Below are 20,781 nucleotides of genomic sequence, written 5' to 3' on the forward strand. Positions count from 1 at the left end.
AGTATGAAAACAATAAGAATAAATATAGACAAGTGGTTCGACAAGCAGGATAAAGGCTGGCGGGCCTTATCCTTAGACAGACAGCGAAGATATACGCTCTGCCTTTTTTTAGTGTACCTACTGCTTACCGCCGTGGTTATTTTAAAAGTGTGGTACGACACGGCAAAATCTGATAACAGGATGGTCATCGAGCATATTGACAACCCTGTCCGTAAAAAAGAAAGTCCTGCCTCCCAATTGGACACATTATCAACAAAATTAAAAGAAAAGATTTATGAAAGAAAATGAAAAAAGGGTCAGCGTTCTGGTTGAAGAAGCTGACCGATCCAGAGCATCCAATCTGCCCGATGATAAAAAGAGCGGCAAAGAACAGCTTAAAAAACCGGTAATATTTATACTTATGGGAATCGTTTTTCTCGGATGTATGTACCTGATATTTAAACCGTCTTCAGACAAGAAGGAAATCGACAATATCGGGCTTAACGATGCCGTCCCGCAGGCCAGCGAAGCCGGGATGCAGGCTGACAAACAGAAAGCATATGAACAGGAAATGCTGGAACAGAAAGACCAGGAAAAACGTAATGCCCTGACCACGCTGTCCGATTATTGGAATGAGGACAGTTCATCTAAAGACAATCAGGATACACTCACTGACCAGGAAGATCAAAGCATGGGTTACGGTAATAATTCGAGAAAATCAGGTAATCCGGCATTAAACAGTTACCGCAATTCTCAAAGTGCGCTAGGCTCCTTTTATAAGGATGACAATAATGAAACGCAAGAACTCCGCAGACAGCTTGATGAGCTGAAAGAAAAGCTGGCTGATAAAGACGTTCCCAAAAGCGTGACAGTAGATGACCAGCTGGCACTCATGGAAAAGTCATATCAGATGGCTGCAAAATATCTTCCGACAGGCACAAATAATGGTGAAGCTTCCCCCAACAAAGGCAGTACAGCTTCTGCCAGTACGCAAAAGGAATATTTTGTGGCATTCGCCCCTGCAGGAAAAAAAGCTGTTTCGGCTTTGTACAGAGAGCCTTCAGATAGTGCTTTTTTAGCGGATTGGAGCGCAAACAAAAACAGGAATTTTTATACTCCGGGATCTGTACAGCAGATTGCACAACCCAAAAACAGTGTGAAAGCCTGCATACAGGAAACGCAGACCATTGTTGGTGAAAGCGGCGTGCGCCTGCGTTTATTGGAACCTGCCCAAACCCCTAACCGCACCATCCCGCAGGGAACGCTCTTAACGGCAATCGCTAAATTTCAGGGCGGCCGTTTACAGATGAAAATTACTTCCATAGAACTCGATGGTAATATTATCCCGGTAGACATAACCATTTATGACCTTGACGGCCAGCAGGGTTTGTACGTCCCGTATTCTCCTGAAATGAATGCCCTTACTGAGATGGCCGGTAATATGAGCCAGACTTCAGGAACGAGCCTGATGCTGACCCAATCAGCAGGACAGCAGGTTGCGGCAGATTTGAGCAGAGGTGTTGTACAGGGCATTTCAGGCTATTTCTCCAAAAAAGTAAAAACGCCAAAAGTTACCCTGAAAGCGGGCTGTCAGGTATTTCTTGTCTCTAAAAAATAATAATAAACTAAAATAAATTAACAATGAAAAATTATTTAAAAACCTTTTGGGCAGCTGCCCTTATGATCGGCTTTGCCGCTAACTCTTTTGCGCAGGAAACTGCAAAAACTTCGCTTGCCTTGGGCAGGATAGAATCCTACGAAATGCAGGTTACTTACGACAAGACTTCCCACCTGATTTTCCCAAGCGCAATACGTTACGTGGATCTGGGAAGTGAGTACTTAATTGCAGGAAAAGCAGAAGACGCAGAAAATGTGTTGCGCGTAAAAGCGTCGGTAAAGGGCTTTGAGCCTGAAACCAATTTTTCGGTGATTACCGACGACGGCCGTTTTTACAGCTTTGACGCTTATTATAGTGCCTGCCCATCTACATTGAGTTACAACCTTCTGGCAATGCAAAAGGCGGTGGATAGATCCGCCGGACAAGATATGCTATTTGAAGAGCTAGGGAACAACTCGCCATCTCTGGCAGGTTTGATACTGGAAACAATCTATAAAAAGGACAAACGTTTTGTAAAACATATTGGGGCGAAAAGTTTCGGTATTCAATTTATTCTCAAGGGAATTTACATCCACAACGGTAAATACTATTTCCATACGGAACTGGAAAATCGCACGAATGTTCCTTTCCAGATTGAATTTATGAATTTCAAAGTGGTGGATAAGAAAATAGCCAAACGAACCGTGATACAGGAAAGACCGATGATACCGCTTCGCAGTTACAAGCCGCTAGGCGAAATTGGCGGAGCAGCAATCGAGCAAAACGTATTCCTTTTGGACCAGTTTACCATTGCGGATGATAAGGTATTGCTGATTGAGATTTTTGAGAAGAACGGCGGAAGGCATCAGACGCTTCAGGTGGAAAATTCGGATTTGATAAAAGCCCGATTAATTCGCGACATGCATCTTAAGTTTTAGTAATCCATTAAGCAATAGAAAATGAAAAAGTATATCTATACAGTAATGCTCGTTTTGATGAGTATCACACTTGTACAGGCACAACGTATGCTGCCTAAACAAAAAGGAATCGAAGTAAATGCAGCTGTATTATCCAATGACAAAATCGGCAATGATTATTACATTAATGCGGCCATGACCCTAAATGGTAAAAACGGGAATTACCAGCTTTGGGCTTTAGAGTATGCACACCAATATTATCAATATAAAGACCTCCGAATTCCGCAGGAGACCTATACCGCAGAAGGCGGCTACAGTTTCTTCCTGCTGGGTGATGCCCGTAAGAACATTACATTCAATGCAGCCATAACAGGTGTAGTTGGGTATGAAAGTATCAATCGAGGCGAAGAGCTTTTATTTGACGGGGCAAAAATTGTAAGTGAAGACAATTTCATTTACGGTGCTGGCGGACGGCTGTCTTTTGAAACATACCTGTCCGATCATTTTGTATTAGTCCTGCAAGGGCGTACAAAAGTTTTGTGGGGTACTGACCTGAAACAGTTCCGCCCATCCGCAGGTGTGGGATTAAGATTTAATTTTTAAAACGAAAAACGATGACAGCATTTTTTAATAAGTTGAGTATAGGATTAATGCCGGTATTGCTGGCAGTCCTGATAAGTTCTGCTACACTATTATCATGTGATAAGGAAGAACTGGAAATACAGCATAAGTTTCCATTTGAGGTAAATGTCATGCCCGTACCCAAGGACGTTGCTAATGGAGATACCGTAGAAATAAGGTTAACAATACAGCCTGCAGGTCATTATATTGGCACGCACTATTTTATTCGCTACTTTCAATTTGATGGACAGGGCACATTACGTTATTACAATGAACCGCCTTATCAGCCAAATGATTTATATTCAATACCAACAAAGCAGTTCAGACTGTATTACACATCTAACTCCACCGTTTCCCAGTCTTTTGAAGTATGGATTTCGGATAATTTTGGAAACGAAAAGCAATTGAGTTTTGAATTTAACAGCAGTGATTAGCAGTACCGCATCAGTTTATTACAAGCAGTAATATTTCGCATTTTAAGCACAACCCGAAGATGATCTTCGGGTTGTTTTATTGTCAGTTATTAACGGATTCTGTTAAAGAAACATTGGATAACTTCACAAACGTTACTATCTTTGGACAAAATATAGAAAACTCATTTAGTGTTTTTGCTTAGGGCTCGGTAACTGAAAACTGGTAATTTTTAAAGACCGCGAGACAAATAAGTAAGGACGCTCATGCCATTGGCGTGGGCGCTCGCTTATTCGTGGTCGGGTATACCAGTGCCTCAGTTCCGATAAGTGTAGTGGTCTGCGCCATATTTTTTATAGAACTGCGATTACGGCTACTTAACTAAGCAGGAACATATTTGCACTATCGACAAGTAATTTATAAAGACATTTTATTATTACTCTGAAGTATTAATAAAGTTTTTAATCACTACATATAGGACGAAAATCCTATGACAACAAATTATGGGTCATTATTTTCTATAATTTGTTCAACATTAAATTAGGAATAATGGAAAAAGAGAATCAGATTACGATTGCCTTAATTGATGACCATGAAGGGCTTAGAATATCTCTTCAAAATTTTTTGGAATATAGTAATTTTAAAGTGGTGCTTCAGGCTGCTAACGGTCAGGAAGCAATCGAGGGTTTGCAGTTGCAGGAACTACTGCCGGACATTTGTATTCTTGATATCAGCATGCCTGTTATGGATGGTTACCAGACAGCCAAGCAGATGGCAGAAAGATACCCAGAGATCAAGATATTGGTTTTCAGTAGTCTTGACAATAAGAAAAGTATAATCGAAATGCTTAGGCTTGGCGTTCGGGGCTACGTACTGAAAGGTTCATCTCCTGAAAAACTAAAAAAAGCTGTAATCAAGCTGGATCAGGGAGAGTATTATTTCAGCGAGACAATAAGTAAAACTGCCTTAAGCTACTTAGCAGGAAACAGCGATTTGGCTTAATTCAGGAGCACGCTACAAATTTAATGTGAGGCACTATATATACTTTGTGACGACACTTAACTACAATCTTACGAATGATGTTAACTAATACACTGATAGACCGTACCAATAGATTTTATATCGAAATGTCAAGAAAGATACTTTCTGAAAAGGAATATGATATACTCCAGAAACTTTTGATAGATAAAATGACACTTAAGGAGGTGGGTGACAATTACGGAGTCACCGGCGAGAGTGTCCGTAGATTATATGAAAGGACATTTGAAAAAGTGAAGTGTGTTACTGAACTGCTTGACGATATAGACCACTATAAACAGAAATTAGAGCAGTTAAAAGAGGACTTTGAATACGAAACAGGGCGGATTAAAAAAAGAAGAAGTAAAGCTGAAACTGACCTGAATAAATTGCTATATGATACCCATTTTCCTTTCAGCAAGAGAATGTTCACTATAATCGAGGCTTTAGGGATTACTACTATAGGAGAACTTGCAAATATCCCCCTCAAGGATTTTCAGTGTTTCAGGGGATTTAAAGGGAAGTGTAAAAATGAACTGATCGCTTTTATTGAGTTTGAACACATTGAACATCTTTTTAAGGGTTTTTCTGTTTGGAAAACAGTCCCAGTTAAATAGGATAACAATTATAAAAAGCTGTCCGAATTGCGGCGTTCTTTTGCTTCTTTTCTTTGGCCGCTTTTACGGAAAGAAAAGAATTCCCCTAAAATAACAAAAGGGATACTGCATATCCCTTATAAAATTTTCGCAGTCTGTTTGATAAAATGGCGCATTGTGCATTTTTATTAAAATGACTGCACCGCTTAAACGCAAAAAGACTTTCCCGACCTTTTGGGAGGGAGTGTCTTTTTGCCGCCCGATTTTGGATCAGGCGACTTTTAGGGGTTGTGACTGAAAATTTCCAAGATTAAGGAAAAATCCCCTGTACTCGGTCATGCCATAACGGAACAAACTCCACAACAGCGAACATCCCATTTGTGCCAAGGCAGAATTGATAAATAATTCCTGTTTTTCCAAGGCTTCTGCTAAGGAACAGCTTGGTGTGTCGTCCTGTTCTTCGGACTGTAGTAGCAATTCCCCAAATTCTTCGGTAACAAATGGCAGGCTTGCCACCGTTTCATACTTTTCAGAGTTGGGTTGCTTAATTTCTCCAATAGTGGATAATATGACCTGTCCTGTATGTTGGCTGTTGCCAAAGTCTAACCAATATTTAGGTGTATCTCTATGATTTCTACGGTTGCATAATTCTTTAAGTATTTCAGCAACGCCAAACCTCGCCTGTACATTGTCCACACAAGTAATATAGATAGTTGCCTCTGCATTATGGGGCAGTCTTCCCAAACTATTTTTCTCAAATTTCACCGTTTCCGATTTCCAATAAGTTCCCATAAAACGATTTGCCCGATTAATAAGGGCAACGGATTTAAATAAGCCAACCTCGCACTCTGCAAAACGCTGTCTGCCCAAATTGGCAGTCGTGATAACATCGTCATCCCAAAGGCGAACGGATAACCCTGCGTGTCCAAGTTCATTTAAGCTGTGGTTCATTTCCATTAATGCGGTCAGTACTTTTGAACCCGTGCCTCCTGCACCGATTATGTTCACAGTGATAGGGTTAGTCGGATTTATGAGGTAGTTATCCGTAAAATGTATTTTTGTTTTCTCAGTATTCATCACAATAGATTTTTAAGGGTTTTGTTATTTTTTTTCAGTACCTCTTTAGGAAAGGACTTATCTGAATTGATTAGGTCTTTCCAAAGGTTTACACAATTGCCTTTTATTGGGCTGTTTCTTCCAAATAAATGGCTGAAATAGGAATTAAAAAAGTAGTCTTCCCAACCGTTGGTAAATTCCTCAACCGAAGCCGAGTTTTTAATATTGATATTGACAGAACCCATACATACTTTCCCATCTTCATAGATGTTGAAAAATGGTGCGCAATACAAAGGCGTTTTTTCTGTCGGTCGTCGGGCGTTTGCCAATGCAAATACCGTAAGACTATTTTTGTTGGCATACCAAATCATTGGCGGTACATAAGCCATTCCGTTGGGTATTGCCAAACCGTTCACAAAATACATTTGTCGTTTTTGTGCTTTGGTGTACCACAATACCGAACCTTTATTTGTATTATGATTAATATGCAGTATGTTTGTCGGCAGTATTCCATTGGATTTTAAAAAGGCTTTATCCTTGTCCTTTTCTGTTACCAACGCCCTTGCCAATACTTTTGCTTCCCATTCTGTAAGCGGGTGCGCATTAATGGGAGTGCCGTTCTTGTCCATGTCGAAATGCTCCACATATACATCGCTGTTCGCTCCTTTGGTTTCATAGAAAACAAGTGCGGATTTAGGATGGTATAGCGTACCAAAGCTTTCTGTTATATCGGTTGTATTTTTCATTTTCTTGTGGTTTTGTAATTATAAAGCAAACTGCACATATTGTCCAAAAGCGCAAATAATCCGTTCTCAAAATCAAGGGTGTTTTTCGTTATCCCTTTTTTGTCAAAACGTTTACAGATGGTCGGTTCCTGCATTTCTGCGTATTCGTTAAACTCGTTGTTGATGCTCTCGGCAAGGCTCTCGTACAGCCATCCTTTTGTGTGCGATATGAAGGAAATGTACTTTTCCATACCAATCGTTTCATTGTCGTCATCATCGTTATGAGGGTCTTGTTCAGTCATTGGCGCATTTCGGAAAATGCTTGCGTTCGGATATTGTGTAAACAGCGCAAAGGCATTAGAAGCTGTCAGCCAACACTCGTGGTCGAATGAATCGCTTTTTTTAAAAGTGTTTAAACGCTGACTGAATACCTGTAAACTCATAGGGTTAAAAATCTTTTGCTCGATACAATCCCCAATGAATTCCGCTTTTTCAAACTCAAGTTTATACGCTTGATTTTCATCAGTTTCACAGTCCTGCTCCACCCATTCTTTGTGCATTTCATACATCCAATACAGATAACTGCTTTCCTGTCTGAAATAAGGAATGTCCGCAATGTGATATAGGTAAGAGCAGACAGAAATAAGCAGTTGGGCGTTTCTTTTATACTTGGGGTCGTGTAGCATCTGATACAGCGGTTCAATCGGTAAATAATACAGAGTTGTGCCTGTGTTGTATTTTTCCTCACTGATGAAATAGGTTTTCTTACTGTCCTGTACCAAACGTAGTTCCTGCCAATTCAAAACACTTTGTTTTAACTTTTCTTCCATATCCTTTATAGCCAATGCCATATTGTAAGGATAATCAAATTGGTTGGTTTGCATAGGTTCAACATTATAATGCTCTGCAAGTAATGACAGCGACTTGTAAAAATCCTTCTGCATTTTTGCTATTCCCATACAAGCCTGTACCGTTTCAGTTTCTTGCAGTTTAGGCAGGAATGAAGTCCTTAGAAAACCATTGGCAACATTTCCACAGGTACTGACCTGTGTTTGTCTTTTTGAACCTCGCCCGCATCCTTTGGTTTTTGCATCCATTGGGCGAACTCGCTGAGCTGTTGGTACAACTGCCTTTGTCTTTTTTGTTCGGGTAGGTTGATTGTTCCCGATATGATATGTTTGTTCATAATTCATCGCTTTAAATTTTGATTTAACCTTTAGTGCCCATAACACTTTCAAATTTGTATTCAACCGCATCATCCTTGATGGTGGGTGCGGATATTTTGGAGGTGGTCAAAATGGGATATGTATTGGCGTAAAAATTTAGTACTGCTTCCACGCTCCAACGTGGTTCAGGGTCGGTCAGCCTTATGTCCTGACCTTTATCTTTGAGTATAAACACTCTTTCCAATTGCGTTGCTAATAACATGATGATGAGTTTTAAGTTATTACATTTAGTTTTCCTGTGTAGTTTCTGCCGAGTAATCCGCAGTTACTTCTTCCGCTTTTGCTGGTTCGGGTTTTTCTTCCTCTATAGCACCAAAAAGACTTGGCGCAGAAAACTTGTCGGATAGTTCTCTTTTGCGTTTGCGTATTTCGTCAGCCTTTTCAGGGAACTCTGTTATTTCGGGTACTTTAACCCACGCCTCACGGAATTTGCCCTCTTTTTCTAGTTCATCAGCCTTTGCTATTGCATCTTTGAATTTCTTGTCTTTGGCTTCCTGGTCTTTCTTCTGCTTATCAGCCTTTTCTTTCTCCATTGCGGACTGTTTTTTGGTTTCTTCCAACTGCTTCATAAAGCTTTCCATATCGACCATCAAACCCGAAGCGGTTTGTATGGGTGTGGTTATCTTTTCGAAAAAACCGTTGTCGAGTTCTTCGGCTGTTCCCCGAAGATTAAGGGGCGGTATGATGTGCTTTGCGTTATCTCCGCATTGTTCGTTTTGGAGCATAACCGATACGATTAGGTTGTTTTCTGCTCCTTTTGCTATGGTGAGTTGCAAATCACCTGTAATCTGCAACTGTGCTACCTGATGGAAAAAATTTGCGTTCATCGTTCTAAAATTTTAATTGTCGTGTAATTGTTTTTTAATGGCTCTGAGTTTCTCGTGCATATCTGCCCAATAGGTTTTCTGCCTTTTATCAAACTCGGAGAAACTTTTGTCCTTGTGGCGATATTCCTTATAGTCTCCTGCCATTCTAATGGCTTCTTTCAGGTTGGTCACCTCAATAGGGCAACCGTTCAAATCTGTTATCTTCATCATTTTATCTGTTCAGTTTTCAGCGTTATAAACTCCGTTCTCATAATAGCCTGTAAGCTGTTCCCAATTCCTTAAAAGGCTATTGGTATCTATATAGAAATATTCGGTTCTATTGCAGTAAATGATATATATAGCCTCGTCTTTGTATTTCGTTTCAAGGCTTTGTGATTGAGCCATACTTTTAGCTTCGTCTATTGATTTTTCTTTCATATCAGTTATTTTTATAGTAGGCTACCACCGATTAAGGCGGTAGCCTTTTGTTCTCTAATTGAAGTTTAGGATTTCTGTACCGTCTAATGCAAAGCCTGTACACAAGTCAAACGCTTTTTGTGATTTGAGTTGAGCAGTACCGCCTAAAACAATGCTCTGCAACTTTGCTTCATCGTCTTTGTAATTGCGTACATTCTGATAGTAGCCCGTAACAGCGTTGTAGGCTCCGAACAATGTGCCTTTAGTTGTGTCCATCTGCTGTGTGTCGCTTGTCATGGCATATGCGAAGGCATCGTCTACCATATTTCTGAACAGCGTGGAAACCTCATCCTCTGCACCTTTTTTTAGTAAATCGAAAGTTTCTTTATTTGGACAAAGTGCCAATTGGATTAGCTTTCTCACTTCCTTGTCTGTTACCTTTACTTTTGCCCATTCATTAAAAATACTCTCTAATTGACTGCTCAAGGTGTTCGCCAATCCCATAATCTTGTGAGCATTCTCAATACGCTGTTTTGCTCCCGAAGTGTGTTTGATACGCACTACATTAGTCATACTGCGCAAGGAAGCGTTAAGCGTGTTTTGGCATACGATACGAATAGGCGTAAAAGCGGCTGTGATACTTCCGCTACCATCGTGCGAAGTGGTCAGGAAAATGTATTTTTCGGTTACATCATCGCCATTTCCAACTCGGATATAGTCGGGCAGTTTGGCTGTGATAAATATGCGTTCCCCATTACCCAGCGCCCCTGCGGTTTCATATAGTATTCCCTCTCCACCGCCTACAATGGCATCAAAGAAATTAAATGCTTCACGGTTTTGCACGATATGATAGTCTTTGCCTACCACGCCCAATACAGCATTGTTATCGGTGCGTATATTGGCAAAATAGTTAGGGACTTCCAATTCGTTACTGCCTATCTCGATACTGTCAGCCGTTTGGATAATACCCGAACCATTGGTAAATATTGGGCTTTTAACGACTTCGTAATCTAACCCTGCAAATTTGATAGCTTCCTCGCTTGTTGGGTATTGCTCTACAATTTGCCCTAGTCCGTGCCACGCTTTTTCCTTTACGCTAAAGAATGAATAACGTCCTGTTTCGCTGTTAAAATTGATATTATGTGCCATGATTTTAAAATTTTAAATTGTTTAAAGTATTTAGGTTCTCGTTGTTAAAATGGTAGGTCGTCCTTTGTATCGTCATTATTGTTTCCTGTAGGAGCCTGTACCGCTTCGGCTTTTTTACCTCCCCCGTGCAGTTTAATTTGCGAGGTGTTGAAGTTCAGTCCTGCATGCGGTTGTCCGTCACTGCCTGTCCACGCTCTTGCGCTCACTTTCCCTGTCAGTTCTACGACCGTACCTTTAGTGAGTATCTTTGCTACTTTTGGACTAAGCCAATAGGCGCAGTCGAAATACGTTGTCTGCTCGATGCGTTTGCCCGCTTTGTTTTTGTAGCTGTCGTTGATGGCTACCGAAAAGTTTACTACTGTTTTGCTGTTTGACACGTTGCGTACCTGCGCATCCGCTGTCACTCTTCCTGTGATGTTCATAATTCCTACGATTTTTAGTGATTTATTTTTTTTTGACATTTTATTCGGCAATGAGAGGAGGTGCTGTTTTGTTTCATCAAATCCATTTTTAATATTTTACTTTTCATTGCTGACATTTTTTTTATTCGTCTAAAGAGCCGGAGTATGCTATGTTTCGTTTCGGGAGCATAAAAAGGTTAGTGTTTAGCAATAGCAAGGTTTTGACAAAAAATACAACCCGGATGGGTGGAGATTTTTTGTCAAACCTGAAAGGCCTGGCCTTGTTATTGCGTTAAGGACACGGAGTTACCTTTGCTGCTGAAATGAGACAAAAGCATACTGGATATTGAATTTAAAAATTAAGGGGAAGTAATGAAAGACAAGAAATGAATGTAAGATCAGGACAACTGCCCCTATGCGGAAGTTTTTAAAAATGAAATCTTTTTAATGAACTTGGCAGTTTGGTTCTTAACTCCAAAAGAAAGTTATGACACGTCTTGAAGCTGATTGAATAAGATCATTTGTAATCACTTTGCTTTTACTAAAAAAACTCTCATCGCAAGGTGAGAGTTAAAAGGAGTTCACACATATTTATCAAATTGAATACTATAATGCGGTTTTACTGTCCATTATCATTAAGTATAATTTTGAAATACAAACACATAGTTAATATCCATGTAGCTATAAATCAGTACAATAAATTTGGTCAATTAAAATTTTATTTTTAATATTGCATATGCTTGTTGGCAAGCTTGCTCGTTCGTGCAAAGATTTCATCAGCCAATAGTTTAATAATGCTAACCTACCTGCTTATTATCCAAATAAAGATTACGAACGCAAATATTCGGGATAATTAAGTTGGTACTAAAGGAATGTATTATGAAAACTATTGAGTACTTCAAACTCCAAGCAAAAAATCTGCACAAAGATTTTAAAACACAAAAACCTTATTTCGATTCTTCGTTAGGCGATAATCTCTTTAAGTATTCGCCAAAATTTTTCGATGTTGACGCGTTGGTCACAGACTTTGAGATCCATGAAAACCATTTCACACTGATGAATGCACAGCATATCATTGCCAGGCTGGGAGGATTTGAAAAATGGACTGTGCTTCTGAAAGCAAATCCAGAGGCACTTGAATTATCGAAATTATTGTTCGATAACATGCATAAAATCAGTATCGAAGAATGGGATATGTATATCTCGGGCGAGGAAGATGAGAAAGGTTTCTTATTTGATGACGAGTTTAAACTGGATATTTTTAAAGCGGTTTTTGCTGATGTAGATGGCCATCAAAGTTATGGTTACGACTACCGTCTGGCTAAAATAGAGAAATCATCAATTGAAAATCAAAAAATTAAACACATGGAAAGGAAATCTGCAGTTAAAATCACCACCCTGCCATTGGCAGGAAAAGATCACAAGGAATTTATTGAGGTAGCAAACATGAAATTTGAGGATACACTGCAAAGTATTGAACATGAACATCCTGAATTAGTACGTAAATTATGGAACCCTGAACAATATATTGAAGAAGTTATAAAGACAGATATGTTACCCATCGATCGGGACTACGCACTTTCTTTGGTTGAGGCTTTCTTAATTCATAAAGTTATTGAATTAGCCACCGAAGTTGATGAGGACGGCTTAATCGTCAATTAATTTCACACAAAAGGCTCTAATCTAACAGCAAATGGTTAGAGTTTTGTACTATAAGGGCATAATGAATGTTGAAAGGAGGCTTTGCCTCTTTTTTTCATAAAAACATATTCAAGATTGCCTATTTATCAAGAAATTAAACGTGTTCAATTTCAAGAATTAAATCAAAATCATTTCTATTTCAAGTTGTTGGTATAAAAGTCAAGGCGAGGAACTTAGATCAGGTCGGTGTTGAGAGCCATAGAAAGAATGGAAAGGAAAAACTATTATAATTCGAAAAACAAATGGGTAAAATAGGACGAAATGACTTTTGCCATTGCGGAAGTGGTAAAAAATATAAGTACTGTCATTTAAACAAAAAATCAGATCTCGGTCAACCAACAAAGGAAACAAAACAAATGGATTTCGCAGAACTTGTGCAACAAAAAAATCCACTGCAAATTTTAGGACTACTCGCTGTATTGCAACTAGAGCCCGAAAATCATGGTAAAAATTACAGGTTTGAGCAGATGGCAAGGGAAATACTTCTTCAAGTGAAAGAAAATGACACTAGACCTATCGCTACTTGGGGCGCTTTGCAAGTAGCTATAGAAAATTATACAGAAGGAATAGCAAATGAAAATGCTCCAAATTGCGCTTTTACTGAAAATGCAGTCTTTGAAGAAGGAAACTATACTGTCTATCCTGGAATATATGATGGCTACACCAGAATTCTGAATGAGCTCACAGAGTGCATTTTTCTTCAGAGGAACGAACTAGATAAAGAATTTATCAAGGAAATCAGGGATGCGGTAGGCCTACTATTGCTAATGAGCCAAAACGTAGCTAATGATGCTGGGCATATTCCTTATCAATACGAAAAAAGTGCACAAAAAAATATCAGATTATCTCAACATGATAAAGCTTCTGAACTAATTCAAGCCATGTATTTTTCTAAAGAATATATATCTAAAATTTGTGAGCTTCATCAATATGATATAAAAACCATCGACGCCTTTATTTTAGTTCCGGGAAGTTCCGAACTTAATGATGACAATCCTGACAATAATGTTGTGAATATTAAACCTCTGATTGAGGCAGATGATTCTATTCTTTTGTATATGCCAACAGCGATTGTGCACACACTTGTTCAGTTCATATTTGCAACTGCGAAAAAACATGATTGTTATGAAGAACTAGTAAACTTGTTATATGTACGTCAATTTAACATCACCTGCAGAGCTTTATCAGTGACGGGCTGGCTAGCAACGGATATTACTTTACAAGAAACAAATCTTGCTATTAGGGAGGCTGTATTTCAATTTGACAATCAAAAACTGGCATATGTCTGTTACATTGAACGTTCAGAGGCGTACAATTTAATCTCCATTGACAAAAGAGCCAAAGAGGTAGTTGCGTATTTAAAATCACTTAATACTAACCAGAACTTTGATATCTTTTGCCTTTATGTTACGGCTGAAACTTCAGAAGAATTCAGTTTCTTATCAGGTCAATCTCAATCTGACTATCAATCTCTAGCAATTCGCTATAGCGAACTTAATACCATTTTAACTGATAAAGATACCAATGTATTATCATTGTGGAAGTTTGCTAAATGCTACAATTGGACCAGCCAGCAATTGGAAATCGTTACGCTGGGTGGAATTTTGGATATCTATGCAATATATAAAGCAAATAATAATAGTTTACTGGATTCTGATAAAATAAATCCTTTTGGAGGAATGCTGACTATTGTTAACGGAGGGGCTGCCGACTTTGCAATGGATGTGGAGAAACAGCAGAATGTACATGCAGTTCCTATATTTGTTAACGGTCAATTTGGTTATGCAAAAGTATCCAGATACCGAGACTATGTGCCAATTTACATAGAAAGGGAAATAAGTAAAAATTTCCGTATAGTTATAGAAGGCTATAAAATGCCAATATGGATTACCAATACCCAAACCAAGGCATATGAAGAAAGCTGGGCCACTGATACTTGCGAAGCTGTGGCTTTTTGGTTGTATAAAATGCATAATCTGCTTGATCCGTATTTATCCGATCTCAATCTTGTACAGTTTGAAATTGAAATTGTGGCAGACAGTAGAATAGCAAGTGGTCAAGATTTCGAAATCAAACTTGTAAGCAGTGAAAGCATAAAACTTACTCATGAGATCGTACCTCCGGTTTTAAAAATTGGAATACCATTTGAATTCATGTATAGCCTTACATTGCCAGATAATACCTCTGATAGAATTTTAATGCGCTCCGTCTTACATGGCATGGTTCTTTATATACAGGCTGCAGGTAAAAGTACACGCCTTAGCCCAGAAATAATTGAGCAAATCATTGAAGAAACTTTGAGGCCTTCTCAGGCAAAAATGCTGCTGTTCAGTGATGTGTCGCTAAATGTTAGAATGGATGACCGACGACTTCCAAGACTTCGTTATCTGGACGAGGCAGATATTTCTTATATATTGGACAACCTAAAGAGTTATCTTCCTCAAGGATATGAGATTCCAGAAACTATATCAGACATTGCAGCAAAAATAAAGCTCTGTGACGATATAGTTACTGCACTGATTGCCCAAATAACTTCAAAGCTGGCTGTATTTGACGGAAAAGCCCTGCTGAGATGGCTTATCCCTTTTAACGAAAGATGTGTCCAAATAAAAGAATTCAGAGAAATTTTGCTCCCTGCCAAAATTGCCTGCTTCAGCGATGAGGAAAATGAAGGAAGAAGGTTGAGAAGCAAAGGAAAAAATCTAGTAACAACAGCTCATGCAATCAGGACACTCATAGAATTTGTGGCATTAAAAATTCCGCACGGCAGTAAATGGCCAAATTTGGACGACACTGATGAATTATTAGCACTGGCTAATCAAATCACGCAATGGGGATCGCTTAGTGAAGCAATACGCACCAAGATCGACAATCCAAAAATGGGTTTATTACCTTCTGGACGCATCGGTTCAGAAAAAACAATGGAACGAGAAGCTTTCACTCCTTACGCAATTGCAAAGAATGAAAGTGAGATATTCAGGTTTATTGAAAATTTCGATACAAATTATGTAAATGAAAGGAAGCCCGGACCTGCAATTGAAACAGAAGATTCGAAGTCGCTTGATCTTGCGTTTAGCATGGAATTTGGAATTTCACTTACGACCTTATCAAAAATTATAGGGGCATTAGTAAAGGAAGGCTTTTCCAAAGGCGATCCCTGCGTAATTCTGGAAGAAAGACAATGCATTGAAATATTAGAAAAAATTGATAATATAACCGCTGGCGAAATTGCCACCGCGCTTGCCCTTCTTTCTCTGTTGGAAAGAGATAGTATTGGTACTCCTCCAATAGGATATACCGGACAGGATATTTTTCCATGGAGATACAACCGTTCTATTTCTTATTTAAGAAGGCCCTTGGTCAAAGTAAGGGAAGAAATTGAAATCTTTTATTATTATGGCTACCGCCATCTTGTACAGTTTGCAGATAATCTGCTTTACCTGCTTTATTCCAGCAAGCTTCCAAATCCAAAAACTCCATTAATGAAATCATGGCTGGCTGCTATTTCAGGAGAAAAAGGAAGTCCCTTCAGAAAGCAGGTGAAGGAATGGTTTGAAAAAGAGACCAGATTTGAGGTAGTTTCCTATGAGATTAAAATGGACAAAGATGTCTCTGATCTTCATCTTAAAACTGATAAACCCTATGGAGACATAGACCTTCTGGTAATTGACCATACAAGAAAAGTCGTATATCCTATAGAATGCAAGAATATAACGGGAGGAAGAAATGTTCATGAAATGAAAGTTGAAATGGACGATTATCTTGGAAGGGATGGTAATGACAAAAAAGCCAAGATGAGAAAGCATAATGACCGCCACAATTGGCTGCTGCAGAATAAATCTTCGTTGGTGAAGTTTGTGCCGGATATAGATAGCTATGATATTAAATCCTTAATACTGACCGCAGACGAAATACCTCTTTCATACATATCAAAGGATAGCCTGCCGCTGCCTGTAAAATCATTTGTATTTCTTAGAAAAAAGGGAATATCTTATTTGGAGGAATAGCACCATAATTCATTCAGAAACCGGAAATTTTAAAAACAAGCCCAAATTATCATGATGTATTGTGCTTAAAACCACTTCGCTCTAAAATGCAAACGATAGAATTATCTGACCTCAATTCTATTGATGCCAACAAAATATTTTCAGGCAGTTCTCTTTAAACTGTTCAACAATCGAAGAATACCAGCCGGTACATGTATGGTTAGGGTCTTTTGGATTTGAAAGATAAAAACAGTAATTTTTTCTTTTAAAAATTTGTAAATCCTATTTTTGTTCACTATTTTTGAATGTTCATTCCTGCTGAACATTTAATTTTATTGAACAAAAAAATGTATAGAGACAATGATTTTGTATATGAAGCTATTGCTTCTTTAGAAGACACAATAGGAGTTCCCATTGCTATTGACAGTATTCGGGAAGTATACGATGTGATCCTTCAAATCAACAATGAGACTTTTTATTGTGTTGCAAAAAAAAATGCAAAAAATGCAAATTACGGTATCATTATGTCTAGTTTAAAGGAGATCAATTATTCAAGAAACAATATCGTAATCGCCGATTATCTGACTAAAAACACTGCAGATGAGCTTAAAAGCAATAATATCAATTACCTAGATGCATCAGGAAATGCCTTTATCAGAACTAAGAACTTATATATATATGTAGAAGGAAGAAAAGCAAAAATTAATAAAAAAACAAACCAAACACGTGCTTTTCAAGAAGCAGGTTTAAAATTAATGTTATTGCTCATCTCTAATCCGGAAACACTGCAATTTTCATATAGAGAATTAGCCGAAAAAACAGGAATTGCTTTGGGGTCTGTAAGCAATATCTTTAGTGAACTGGAAGAGAGCCACTACTTGCTAAAAACAAGAAATAAAAGGGTTCTAAAAAATCAGGACGAAATCATTGAACGCTGGGTAATTGCATACAATGAGCTGCTAAAACCGCGTTCTTTCAGAAAGAAAATGAGAGCGATAGGAAATGAATTAAGTCCAAATAACATTATAAATAACAGCAGTATAAAACTCTATTTCGGAGGAGAACCGGGCGGAGAGCTTTTAACCAGATATCTAAAATCCAAAGATTATATCATATATACGGATGAAGAAATAAGCAAAGTTGCAAAAGAACTGAAACTTGTACCGGACGAAACAGGAAATATTGAATTGTACAGTAAATTCTGGACGGACAACCTTCATTTGAAAAATGAGAATACTGCTCCTCCGTTGGTTGTATATGCAGATTTATTAGGAACTGGGAATAATAGAAATATAGAAACAGCTAAAATTATTTTAGACAATGGATTATAGCATATCAAGCGAAAAACTGGAACATCCATTATTAAAAAAGCTTTTGGGTGAGCTGATTCCTGTATTTCAAAAATTGGAGATCAAGTTTTTCGTCATCGGGGCAACAGCCCGGGACATAATAATGGAGCTTCATGGAGAAAAGTCCGGCAGAAGAACAAAAGATATAGATATTGCATTAGCGATAGACAAATGGGACGAATTTTCAAATATTGAAAAGGAAATAATACAACTGCCTAATTTTACGAAAGACGCCAAGCAGCAGCAAAGGTTTTTGTATTTAAATGACTTTCAATTAGATATAGTTCCTTATGGCGGAATTACTAATGAAGATGATAAAATTTTTTGGCCGCCTGACCAATCTTTTGCTATGACTGTACTTGGTTTTAAAGAAGCCGAAAAAGATTTGGTCAAAGTTAAGATCGATGATTCCCTGGAAATTGATATTGTTTCACTGGCAGGGATTTTCATTTTGAAATTAGCCGCATGGAAAGACCGACATCATAAAGGGAATAAAGATGCAGATGATATGGGATTTATTCTTTTGAACTATCTGAATATTTATGAAGAAAGAGCCGCTATGGAGCATTACGAAGAAGTGTATGAAATAGAAAATTTTACTATTACAAAAGCTGGCGCAGCTCTTTTAGGTATTGACATAAATTTATTATTATCTGATAATGCAGTCAGCAAAACAAAATTGAAAGCTATCATTGAGAACGAAATAAATGATAGAGAAAACAGCATTTTATTCAACCAAATACTAGAAACAAATCACATCAAATTTGATGATATAATGGATTGCTTTGAAATCCTCAACCAAAATATAAATTAATGGGAACTAATAATACAAAAGAGCAAATACTAGAAGATAATCAAGTAATGTGCATTCTTACGGAGAAACCGAGAAAAGCAACATCGCAAGAAAACAACCTGCAGTCTATTATCCGTATGCTCAACGAAGAGTATGTCTTTGATCTAATCGATATGGAACGTGATTTTAATATTAGCTATATTGATCCAGACACTGGAAAAAATAAAAAACAAAAAATTGAACTCGTTATTTTTGAAAAAGGTAAATCACACGAACAAGATCACATTGTTCGAATTGCGATTGTTCAGGACGAAAAGATAAAAGAGAATGACAAGAAAAAGGGTGTAACTATTACACTAGAAAATGCACTTGCTGCGTCTGACAATTGTGAATTTGGCTTGTGGACAAACGGGACAGACATCAAATATCTGCAGAAAGAAGATGACCAAATTGGCTTTGATTTTACCTTTGCGGATTTATCAGATTTTCCAGGTTTTGGAGAGACTTTAGATGATTTAAACCGGGGAGACCGTTCTCACAGCCGAAAGCCTGCAAATGATTCGTTAATTAAAGTTTTTAAGCGTTCGCACGATTATATCTATGGAAATGAAGGACGTAAAAAAGATGCGTTCTGGCAGCTTCTCTATCTGATTTTTTGCAAATTGTATGATGAGAAAAGACGTTTCATGGATATGCCTGATGGCATATCTTATCGACGTAAGTTCTGGGTGGGAGTAAAAGAACAGAATAGTGAGGATGGCAGAAAAGCCGTAGCAAAAAGAATTAAAGATATCTTTGAGGATTTAAAAAAAGAAGGTACTTTTTCTGATGTTTTTGATGGTTATGAATCCATAGAGCTTACAGATAAAGGAATCTCTTTTATTGCAGGAGAATTAGCAAAGTATTCCTTTCTTGATGCGACTGTTGATGTAAAAGGACTTGCTTATGAAACAATTGTAAGCAATACCTTGAAACAAGAAGCCGGTCAGTTTTTTACACCTCGAAATATTATCAAAGCGATGGTGGAAATGATGAATCCAACTGAAAGTACACGAGTACTGGATCCAGCCTGCGGTTCTGGTGGTTTTTTGGTAATGGTTCTGGATCATGTTCGCAAGCAGATTGCGGAAAAACTATATCCGGAAATCAAAGATGAAGTATTGCTTAGTGCAAAATACAACACATATGAAGTCAATGAACGAGTTCGTGAATATGCTGAAAACAGCATATTTGGCTTTGATTTCGATCCTGACCTGAAGAAAGCTGCCAGAATGAATATGGTAATGGCGGGTGATGGACATGCCAATATCTTTCACGTCAATTCTTTAGCCTATCCAAACTGGGAACATCCTTCTGAAATTGAAAAAATTGAAAAAGCAATCAATCGAAGTTTGAAATCAATGGCTGATGATGCTGGTCCTTACGGTGACAGCGCAAGAGGAAAATTTGATATAATATTTACCAATCCTCCTTTTGGAGCAAAAGTTAAAGTTGATGAAGATATAGCAGTACATTTTGAGCTATCTAAGTATTCAAATGCTCCAGAAATACTGTTCATTGAGGCGTGCTACAATTTCTTAAAAGAAGACGGTAAGATGGCAATTGTTCTACCCGATGGAATATTAGGTAATCCGAATACGTTGCCAGTTAGAGAATGGATATTGGATAAATTTAAAATACTAGCTTCGGTAGATTTAGCTGTAGAAGCTTTCCTACCACAAGTTGGTGTACAAGCATCATTACTATTTCTACAGAAGAAATCTCCAAACCAGCGAAATATTGCCCACGGCGGAGAAGAAGATTATGATGTATTTATGGCAATAGCTGAAAAGTTAGGTAAAGACCGAAGAGGAAATCCTATCTACCTTCGAGATGAAGATGGTGCTGAAATTATCTTTCCAGTGGAGAATAAATATGTAGCCTACAGGCCGGAAGACGGCAGACCAATTGTAAGAACAAGAATTGAAAAGCAACGTATGTTAGATGATGATCTACCAAAAATTTCAAAGGCATACTTAGAATTCTTAAAATAAT

At 38.1% G+C, this 20,781-nt stretch carries 21 protein-coding genes; 12 read left to right on the top strand and 9 right to left on the bottom strand.

The features are described from left to right. The first annotated feature begins 3 nt into the window (after positions 1-3). From B3J44_RS19420 to B3J44_RS19450, 7 genes are all read left to right on the top strand, one after another. A complete protein-coding gene (locus tag B3J44_RS19420; protein ID WP_286970808.1) occupies positions 4-288 on the top strand; it encodes a nitrogen regulatory IIA protein in 285 nt (94 codons plus the stop codon). Continuing rightward, positions 275-1,597 carry a conjugative transposon protein TraM gene (gene traM / locus B3J44_RS19425; RefSeq protein ID WP_286970809.1) on the top strand — a complete coding sequence of 441 codons (1,323 nt, stop codon included), beginning with the start codon at positions 275-277 and terminating at the stop codon, positions 1,595-1,597. The genes B3J44_RS19420 and traM overlap by 14 nt, the downstream gene beginning before the upstream one ends. Before the next feature lie 23 nt (positions 1,598-1,620). Further along, a complete protein-coding gene (gene traN, locus B3J44_RS19430) occupies positions 1,621-2,514 on the top strand; it encodes a conjugative transposon protein TraN (protein WP_286970813.1) in 894 nt (297 codons plus the stop codon). A 21-nt stretch (positions 2,515-2,535) separates the two neighbouring features. After that, a complete protein-coding gene (locus B3J44_RS19435) occupies positions 2,536-3,096 on the top strand; it encodes a conjugal transfer protein TraO (protein WP_286970815.1) in 561 nt (186 codons plus the stop codon). 11 nt (positions 3,097-3,107) lie between these two features. Next, positions 3,108-3,548: a DUF3872 domain-containing protein gene (locus B3J44_RS19440; RefSeq protein ID WP_286970817.1), complete on the top strand. Its 441-nt coding sequence runs from the start codon at positions 3,108-3,110 to the stop codon at positions 3,546-3,548. Positions 3,549-4,074: 526 nt separating this feature from the next. Then, the gene (locus tag B3J44_RS19445; RefSeq protein WP_286970821.1) at positions 4,075-4,527 is read left to right on the top strand and encodes a response regulator; all 453 of its coding nucleotides are present in this window, start codon (positions 4,075-4,077) and stop codon (positions 4,525-4,527) included. Positions 4,528-4,652: 125 nt separating this feature from the next. Next, on the top strand, positions 4,653-5,159 hold the full coding sequence (locus tag B3J44_RS19450) for a sigma factor-like helix-turn-helix DNA-binding protein (protein ID WP_286970828.1): 507 nt from the start codon (positions 4,653-4,655) through the stop codon (positions 5,157-5,159). A gap of 249 nt (positions 5,160-5,408) precedes the next feature. Here the strand turns inward: B3J44_RS19450 and B3J44_RS19455 are convergent, their stop codons facing one another. Genes B3J44_RS19455 through B3J44_RS19495 form a run of 9 tightly spaced genes read right to left on the bottom strand, consistent with a single transcriptional unit; the run spans position 5,409 to position 10,939 of the window. Further along, complete coding sequence (locus B3J44_RS19455; protein ID WP_286970829.1) at positions 5,409-6,215, bottom strand: PRTRC system ThiF family protein; 807 nt, start codon at positions 6,213-6,215, stop codon at positions 5,409-5,411. Continuing rightward, positions 6,215-6,940, bottom strand: coding sequence for a PRTRC system protein B (locus B3J44_RS19460; RefSeq protein ID WP_286970833.1), 726 nt, complete (start codon positions 6,938-6,940; stop codon positions 6,215-6,217). Before B3J44_RS19460 ends, B3J44_RS19455 begins: the two co-directional genes overlap by 1 nt. Continuing rightward, complete coding sequence (locus tag B3J44_RS19465) at positions 6,937-8,112, bottom strand: hypothetical protein (RefSeq protein WP_286970834.1); 1,176 nt, start codon at positions 8,110-8,112, stop codon at positions 6,937-6,939. Before B3J44_RS19465 ends, B3J44_RS19460 begins: the two co-directional genes overlap by 4 nt. Positions 8,113-8,128: 16 nt before the next feature. Beyond that, positions 8,129-8,347: a PRTRC system protein C gene (locus tag B3J44_RS19470; protein ID WP_286970836.1), complete on the bottom strand. Its 219-nt coding sequence runs from the start codon at positions 8,345-8,347 to the stop codon at positions 8,129-8,131. A gap of 25 nt (positions 8,348-8,372) precedes the next feature. Beyond that, positions 8,373-8,972 (bottom strand): PRTRC system protein E, encoded by a 600-nt coding sequence (locus B3J44_RS19475; RefSeq protein WP_286970840.1) that lies wholly within the window; start codon positions 8,970-8,972, stop codon positions 8,373-8,375. Positions 8,973-8,984: 12 nt separating this feature from the next. Then, positions 8,985-9,182 (bottom strand): hypothetical protein, encoded by a 198-nt coding sequence (locus B3J44_RS19480; RefSeq protein ID WP_286970841.1) that lies wholly within the window; start codon positions 9,180-9,182, stop codon positions 8,985-8,987. A gap of 9 nt (positions 9,183-9,191) precedes the next feature. Next, a complete protein-coding gene (locus B3J44_RS19485) occupies positions 9,192-9,389 on the bottom strand; it encodes a DNA-binding protein (protein WP_286970842.1) in 198 nt (65 codons plus the stop codon). A gap of 54 nt (positions 9,390-9,443) precedes the next feature. Further along, positions 9,444-10,517 carry a DUF932 domain-containing protein gene (locus B3J44_RS19490; protein ID WP_286970843.1) on the bottom strand — a complete coding sequence of 358 codons (1,074 nt, stop codon included), beginning with the start codon at positions 10,515-10,517 and terminating at the stop codon, positions 9,444-9,446. A gap of 44 nt (positions 10,518-10,561) precedes the next feature. Then, positions 10,562-10,939: a single-stranded DNA-binding protein gene (locus B3J44_RS19495; RefSeq protein ID WP_286970897.1), complete on the bottom strand. Its 378-nt coding sequence runs from the start codon at positions 10,937-10,939 to the stop codon at positions 10,562-10,564. 858 nt (positions 10,940-11,797) lie between these two features. Here B3J44_RS19495 and B3J44_RS19500 point away from each other — a divergent pair. The 5 genes from B3J44_RS19500 (at position 11,798) to mads2 (ending at position 20,780) form a co-directional block, all read left to right on the top strand. Then, a complete protein-coding gene (locus B3J44_RS19500) occupies positions 11,798-12,580 on the top strand; it encodes a hypothetical protein (protein ID WP_286970844.1) in 783 nt (260 codons plus the stop codon). A gap of 281 nt (positions 12,581-12,861) precedes the next feature. Beyond that, complete coding sequence (locus tag B3J44_RS19505; RefSeq protein ID WP_286970847.1) at positions 12,862-16,626, top strand: YecA family protein; 3,765 nt, start codon at positions 12,862-12,864, stop codon at positions 16,624-16,626. A gap of 326 nt (positions 16,627-16,952) precedes the next feature. Continuing rightward, positions 16,953-17,936, top strand: a complete 984-nt coding sequence (locus B3J44_RS19510) for a type IV toxin-antitoxin system AbiEi family antitoxin (RefSeq protein WP_286970857.1) — start codon at positions 16,953-16,955, stop codon at positions 17,934-17,936. Continuing rightward, positions 17,926-18,768 carry a nucleotidyl transferase AbiEii/AbiGii toxin family protein gene (locus tag B3J44_RS19515; RefSeq protein ID WP_286970860.1) on the top strand — a complete coding sequence of 281 codons (843 nt, stop codon included), beginning with the start codon at positions 17,926-17,928 and terminating at the stop codon, positions 18,766-18,768. The genes B3J44_RS19510 and B3J44_RS19515 overlap by 11 nt, the downstream gene beginning before the upstream one ends. Next, positions 18,768-20,780: a methylation-associated defense system DNA methyltransferase MAD2 gene (gene mads2 / locus B3J44_RS19520; protein ID WP_286970861.1), complete on the top strand. Its 2,013-nt coding sequence runs from the start codon at positions 18,768-18,770 to the stop codon at positions 20,778-20,780. Before B3J44_RS19515 ends, mads2 begins: the two co-directional genes overlap by 1 nt. Position 20,781 lies beyond the last annotated feature (1 nt).

Origin of the sequence: Flavobacterium sp. UBA4854 (assembly GCF_002399805.1) — a bacterium.
Classification (GTDB): domain Bacteria; phylum Bacteroidota; class Bacteroidia; order Flavobacteriales; family Flavobacteriaceae; genus Flavobacterium; species Flavobacterium ginsengisoli.

Coding starts and splice junctions, on each gene's coding strand:
- B3J44_RS19420 (WP_286970808.1), top strand. CDS start 4: ATGAAAACAATAAGAATAAATATAGACAAGTGGTTCGACAAGCAGGAT.
- traM (WP_286970809.1), top strand. CDS start 275: ATGAAAGAAAATGAAAAAAGGGTCAGCGTTCTGGTTGAAGAAGCTGAC.
- traN (WP_286970813.1), top strand. CDS start 1,621: ATGAAAAATTATTTAAAAACCTTTTGGGCAGCTGCCCTTATGATCGGC.
- B3J44_RS19435 (WP_286970815.1), top strand. CDS start 2,536: ATGAAAAAGTATATCTATACAGTAATGCTCGTTTTGATGAGTATCACA.
- B3J44_RS19440 (WP_286970817.1), top strand. CDS start 3,108: ATGACAGCATTTTTTAATAAGTTGAGTATAGGATTAATGCCGGTATTG.
- B3J44_RS19445 (WP_286970821.1), top strand. CDS start 4,075: ATGGAAAAAGAGAATCAGATTACGATTGCCTTAATTGATGACCATGAA.
- B3J44_RS19450 (WP_286970828.1), top strand. CDS start 4,653: ATGTCAAGAAAGATACTTTCTGAAAAGGAATATGATATACTCCAGAAA.
- B3J44_RS19455 (WP_286970829.1), bottom strand. CDS start 6,215: ATGAATACTGAGAAAACAAAAATACATTTTACGGATAACTACCTCATA.
- B3J44_RS19460 (WP_286970833.1), bottom strand. CDS start 6,940: ATGAAAAATACAACCGATATAACAGAAAGCTTTGGTACGCTATACCAT.
- B3J44_RS19465 (WP_286970834.1), bottom strand. CDS start 8,112: ATGAATTATGAACAAACATATCATATCGGGAACAATCAACCTACCCGA.
- B3J44_RS19470 (WP_286970836.1), bottom strand. CDS start 8,347: ATGTTATTAGCAACGCAATTGGAAAGAGTGTTTATACTCAAAGATAAA.
- B3J44_RS19475 (WP_286970840.1), bottom strand. CDS start 8,972: ATGAACGCAAATTTTTTCCATCAGGTAGCACAGTTGCAGATTACAGGT.
- B3J44_RS19480 (WP_286970841.1), bottom strand. CDS start 9,182: ATGATGAAGATAACAGATTTGAACGGTTGCCCTATTGAGGTGACCAAC.
- B3J44_RS19485 (WP_286970842.1), bottom strand. CDS start 9,389: ATGAAAGAAAAATCAATAGACGAAGCTAAAAGTATGGCTCAATCACAA.
- B3J44_RS19490 (WP_286970843.1), bottom strand. CDS start 10,517: ATGGCACATAATATCAATTTTAACAGCGAAACAGGACGTTATTCATTC.
- B3J44_RS19495 (WP_286970897.1), bottom strand. CDS start 10,939: ATGAACATCACAGGAAGAGTGACAGCGGATGCGCAGGTACGCAACGTG.
- B3J44_RS19500 (WP_286970844.1), top strand. CDS start 11,798: ATGAAAACTATTGAGTACTTCAAACTCCAAGCAAAAAATCTGCACAAA.
- B3J44_RS19505 (WP_286970847.1), top strand. CDS start 12,862: ATGGGTAAAATAGGACGAAATGACTTTTGCCATTGCGGAAGTGGTAAA.
- B3J44_RS19510 (WP_286970857.1), top strand. CDS start 16,953: ATGTATAGAGACAATGATTTTGTATATGAAGCTATTGCTTCTTTAGAA.
- B3J44_RS19515 (WP_286970860.1), top strand. CDS start 17,926: ATGGATTATAGCATATCAAGCGAAAAACTGGAACATCCATTATTAAAA.
- mads2 (WP_286970861.1), top strand. CDS start 18,768: ATGGGAACTAATAATACAAAAGAGCAAATACTAGAAGATAATCAAGTA.